A 4,104-nucleotide genomic window follows, 5' to 3' on the forward strand; every position below is an offset into this window, starting at 1 on the left:
CACAGCCCGGCAGGTCCACGCACACCACCGTCACGTCCACCGGCGCGCCGAGCGCCGCCGCGACCGCCACCGGGTCACGGGCGGCGGGCTCACGTCCCCGTGTCACCGAATTGCGGGTTCACCTCACCGTCGTCACCGAGCCGCGGGCTCACGTCATCGGCGCCACCGAACTTGGGAAGGGCGGGGCACAAGCAGCACGAGGAGCGCGATGGCCGTCGCGAGGAAGACCATCGCGGGAAAGGCGAACGGGACCGGGCGGCAACGAGCGTGCGCAACTTCCGACCTTCCGCTGTCGGTTGTGTGGCTTCCGGCCTCTCAGGGAGCGCCTGGACGTCCGGGCCGCAGCGCGGGGAGGTTCGCCCGCGTGTCTCGCGCGGTTCGTCTGTTCTCGTCGGTGCCCCGACGAGCGGTCGGTCGGCGGCGGGCTTCCTGGCAGTACCTCCTACGGCTCCGTCCGGGAGACCCCATGTCCTGGATTTCGCCGGGGGACGGAGGCCTGCCCCTGGGTAAGCGTTACTGCGCTTACCCAGGGGTGCATTCGATCCTTGCGCGGACGAGCCCGAGAGCCAGCGGACGAGCTGGAGAGCCAGGAGCGCAGCGCGCGCAGTTGGGCGAGCGGGTCACTGTGCAGCGTGAGCTGGGCGCCGAGGCCGCCGGGAAAGGCAGGAAGCGGTGAGCTGGCAGTGGCTGCCTGGGTGTTGCGTCGCGGACGGTTGCGGAGGACCGAGGGCCGGCTGACGAGGGGGCTGAGAGGTCAGCTTGCTCGGAGGTAGGCGACTCGGACGGACAGGCGGTCCTGGAGGAGGGCTATCGCGTCGTCGATGGTCGGGGCGGCGGCTTGGACGCGGAGGGTGCGGCCGTCGATGGTGACGACCGCCTGCGCCAGGGCCGGGCGCGGCAGGGAGGCGTCGGAGGCCAGGGTCAGGGTGCCTCGGACGGCGACGGTGGACGCGGTGGTTCCGGCGAGGGCCGTGCGGACGGCGGACTCGGCGGAGGTCCGGGCGGATTCGGTGACCGGGCCGGTGGTGAGGAAGTGGATGTCCATCGGATTCCCCTGGATCGGTGGTGTCTTGCCGAGAGGCGCTGTGCGCGTCCCCTCGCAGTAATGACAACGCCTCGCCGGTGGGGTGTTCACGGTTGACGGGCGAGAGCTGTGTCACGCGTTGCGACGAGATGTCGTGACAGCAGAAGGAACGGCACGTCAGAGTGGGTGGAGAAGGATGTGGCGAAGGGTCACGTGAGAGAGTTCACGCGTTGGGCGTGGGCGCGTGCCAGCGGTTCGGCGGCGAGACGGTCGCGGACCGCCGGTTGGGGTTCACCGAAGCGCATTACCTCGCCACGTTCCGGAAGCATTCCGGCGCGATGTGCGGCGCGCCGGGTTGTGATCCTCTACGATGGTCGATGCCGTTTCGCCAAGACTGGCTGGTGACCCCTTGCCCCAGGACGCTGCTGCACCCGTTCCTCCAGCGGAGGGCGACTCCACAGCTGGACGTCTGCTCGACTACCCGCGTCGCGGCGGTCCTACCGTGCTGCGCATCCTGCTGGGGGCGCAGCTGCGCCGGCTCCGCGAAGAGAAGGGCATCTCGACCGAGGACGCGGGCTACGAGATCCGCGGGTCGCACTCCAAGATCAGCCGGATGGAGCTCGGCCGCGTCGGGTTCAAGGAGCGTGACGTCGCCGACCTGCTGACCCTGTACGGCGTCACCGACCCCGCCGACCGCGCGCCCCTGCTGGAGCTCGCGCGCGAGGCGAACACACCCGGCTGGTGGCACCGCTACGGCGACGTTCTACCGAACTGGTTCGAGACCTACCTCGGCCTGGAAGAGGCCGCCTCCCTGCTGCGCTGCTACGAGCTGCAGTTCGTTCCCGGTCTGCTGCAGACCGAGGACTACGCGCGAGCCGTGGTGCGCCTCGGGCATCCGGACGCCACCGACGAGGACGTCGAGCGGCGGGTGCGGTTGCGGATGACGCGCAAGGAGCGGTTCGTCGAGCCCGGTGCTCCGACGCTGTGGGCCGTCCTCGACGAGGCGGTGCTGCGCCGCAGCCTCGGCGGGCGCGCGGTGATGCGCGGCCAGCTCGAACACCTGCTGGACATGGCCGACCTTCCGAACGTCACGCTGCAGGTGGTGCGGTACGAGGCGTCGGAGCCGTGCGCGACGGGCGGGCCGTTCACGATCCTGCGGTTCGCCGAGCCGGGCCTGTCGGACGTGGTGTACCTGGAGCAGCTCACCAGCGCCCTCTACCTGGACAAGCCCGCCGACGTCGACACCTACATGCGCGTGATGAACGACCTGTGCATCACCGCGTCGCGTCCGGACGAGACGGTCCGCTTCCTCAAGGACCTGCTGGCCAAGAATTGACCCTGGTCCTCCGCGTAGCCTGCGGGCTCGCGGGAAGGTCCCCGGGCCGATGGATGTTGTGCCGGTCGCGCGGCGGCGCGCGCCGCGCGGACATCCGTTCCGGACACGAGGAGGACCGATGCTTTTCGGCAAGGAGCACGTCAAGCGCTACCAGGAGACCGACGGCGCTGAGGGGCATGACTGGAACGGCACGGTCACGTTGCTGCTGACCACCGTGGGGCGCAAGTCGGGGCAGGAGCGCACGACGCCGCTCATCTACCAGGAGGACGGCGACGACTATGTGGTCGTCGCGTCCAAGGGCGGGGCGGACGAGCATCCGCTGTGGTACCGGAACCTTGAGGCCGATCCCGAGGTGAAGGTGCAGGTGCGGGGCGACCGTTTCACCGCGCGGGCCCGTACCGCGACGCCGGAGGAGCGGCCCCGGCTCTGGAAGAAGATGACCGCGGTGTGGCCCGACTATGACGAGTACACGCGCAAGACCGACCGCGAGATCCCGGTCGTCGTCCTCGAACGTGTCTGATCCTCGACCTGACGGCTGTCCTCGGTCTTGACGCACGAATCCGGCTAGGTACGAGGGTCGTTAACCGCCCGTGCGGGGCGTGAGGCGCATTTTCGGCGCCTCACGGCTCGCGCGGGCTTTCCGCGCATCGGGGGTCGCACGCTGATGGGCCGACCGCGTAGGCACCCGATCCGCAACCTGAGGTGTCGTCAGCCCGTGCAGTCAGCCCCGCCCGAATGCGGCCCCTCCCAGCTTCCGGCTCCGCCGCCCACCCGGGCGGTGCTGAGCCTCAGGGCGGGGAGGGCCGTCGGCGCGTCTTCGACCACGTCGGTGGCCGTCCTGGCGAGTCCCTGTCGTGACCTGGCATGCCACTGTCGCGCTTGGGTGTTCCGCTCGGGCGTCCCGTCCGCCCGGTGGACGGCGACCGCCGTGAGGACGGCCGGGTGGGGCGGGTGGATGCTGGCGGTTCGCTTTCGTGGACGGCGGGTGAGCGTGTAGCGTCGGCGGCAGAACATTCGTTCGACCGATCCAGCGAGGGACCGAGGTGCCGACGTCATCGCGGGTTCACGACGACGAGCCGCTGCCGCCACGGCTGCCGCGCCGTTGGGAGATCGAGGCGGGGGCCGTCCCGGAGCCGCTGGCCGGGGGCCGGGAGCGGCGCTGGCGTCTGGACGCGGGCGGCACGTCCTACCTGCTGCGCGAGCACGCGGCGCCCGACCGCAAGCGCGTCCGGTTGCGGCATGAGGCGATGGCGGCGCTGGACGCGGCCGGTCTTCCGGTCCTCGCGCCCGTCCCCGCGCGTAACGGCAGGACGCTGGTCGTCGCGGGCGGGCGTGGATACGAGCTGTTCCCGTGGGCGTCCGGGCGGCGGCGTGACGGGCTGGAGCTGACGTTCGTGCAGTGTGAGCGGCTCGGCGCGCTGCTCGGCCGGCTGCACGCCGAACTCGACCGCGTGACGGGTCCGGTGCAGCAGAGCATGCTGGTGCCGACGTCGCGGGCGTCCGCGGCGGTCGCGGCCGTGGACGCGGCGCTCGCCGAGATCTCCGACGACGGGACGGACTTCTCGGCGTTGACCGTCCGACGGCTGCGCGAGCGGCGGGAACTGCTGGCCGGGTTCGCCGACCACCAGCCGCCGGAGATCGACACGAGCATGGTGGGGCGGCTGCACGGCGCGTTCCACCAGGGGCATCTGCGGTACGGGCGGTCGGGCGAGGTGTCGGCGGTGCTGGGGTGGGACGCGCTGAC

Annotated in this window: 4 protein-coding genes; 3 read left to right on the top strand and 1 reads right to left on the bottom strand. The window is 71.1% G+C overall.

Going from position 1 to position 4,104, the window contains the following annotated elements; genetic code table 11:
* Window positions 1–754: 754 nt before the first annotated feature.
* Entirely contained in the window at window positions 755–1,045 is a 291-nt protein-coding gene (locus tag AB0J52_RS30330) for a hypothetical protein (protein WP_500186077.1), read from the bottom strand.
* Between the two features lie 448 nt (window positions 1,046–1,493).
* On the opposite strand from AB0J52_RS30330, the gene AB0J52_RS30335 reads away from it, so the two are divergent.
* From AB0J52_RS30335 to AB0J52_RS30345, 3 genes are all read left to right on the top strand, one after another.
* A complete protein-coding gene (locus tag AB0J52_RS30335; RefSeq protein ID WP_500186081.1) occupies window positions 1,494–2,360 on the top strand; it encodes a Sco1979 family transcriptional regulator in 867 nt (288 codons plus the stop codon).
* Between the two features lie 118 nt (window positions 2,361–2,478).
* Window positions 2,479–2,880, top strand: coding sequence for a nitroreductase family deazaflavin-dependent oxidoreductase (locus AB0J52_RS30340; RefSeq protein ID WP_500186078.1), 402 nt, complete (start codon window positions 2,479–2,481; stop codon window positions 2,878–2,880).
* Window positions 2,881–3,403: 523 nt separating this feature from the next.
* Window positions 3,404–4,104, top strand: a 701-nt coding sequence (locus AB0J52_RS30345; RefSeq protein WP_500186080.1) for a phosphotransferase enzyme family protein, incomplete at its 3' end; no start/stop codon positions are given.

Origin of the sequence: Spirillospora sp. NPDC049652, assembly GCF_040675125.1 — a bacterium.
Lineage (GTDB): Bacteria > Actinomycetota > Actinomycetes > Streptosporangiales > Streptosporangiaceae > Spirillospora.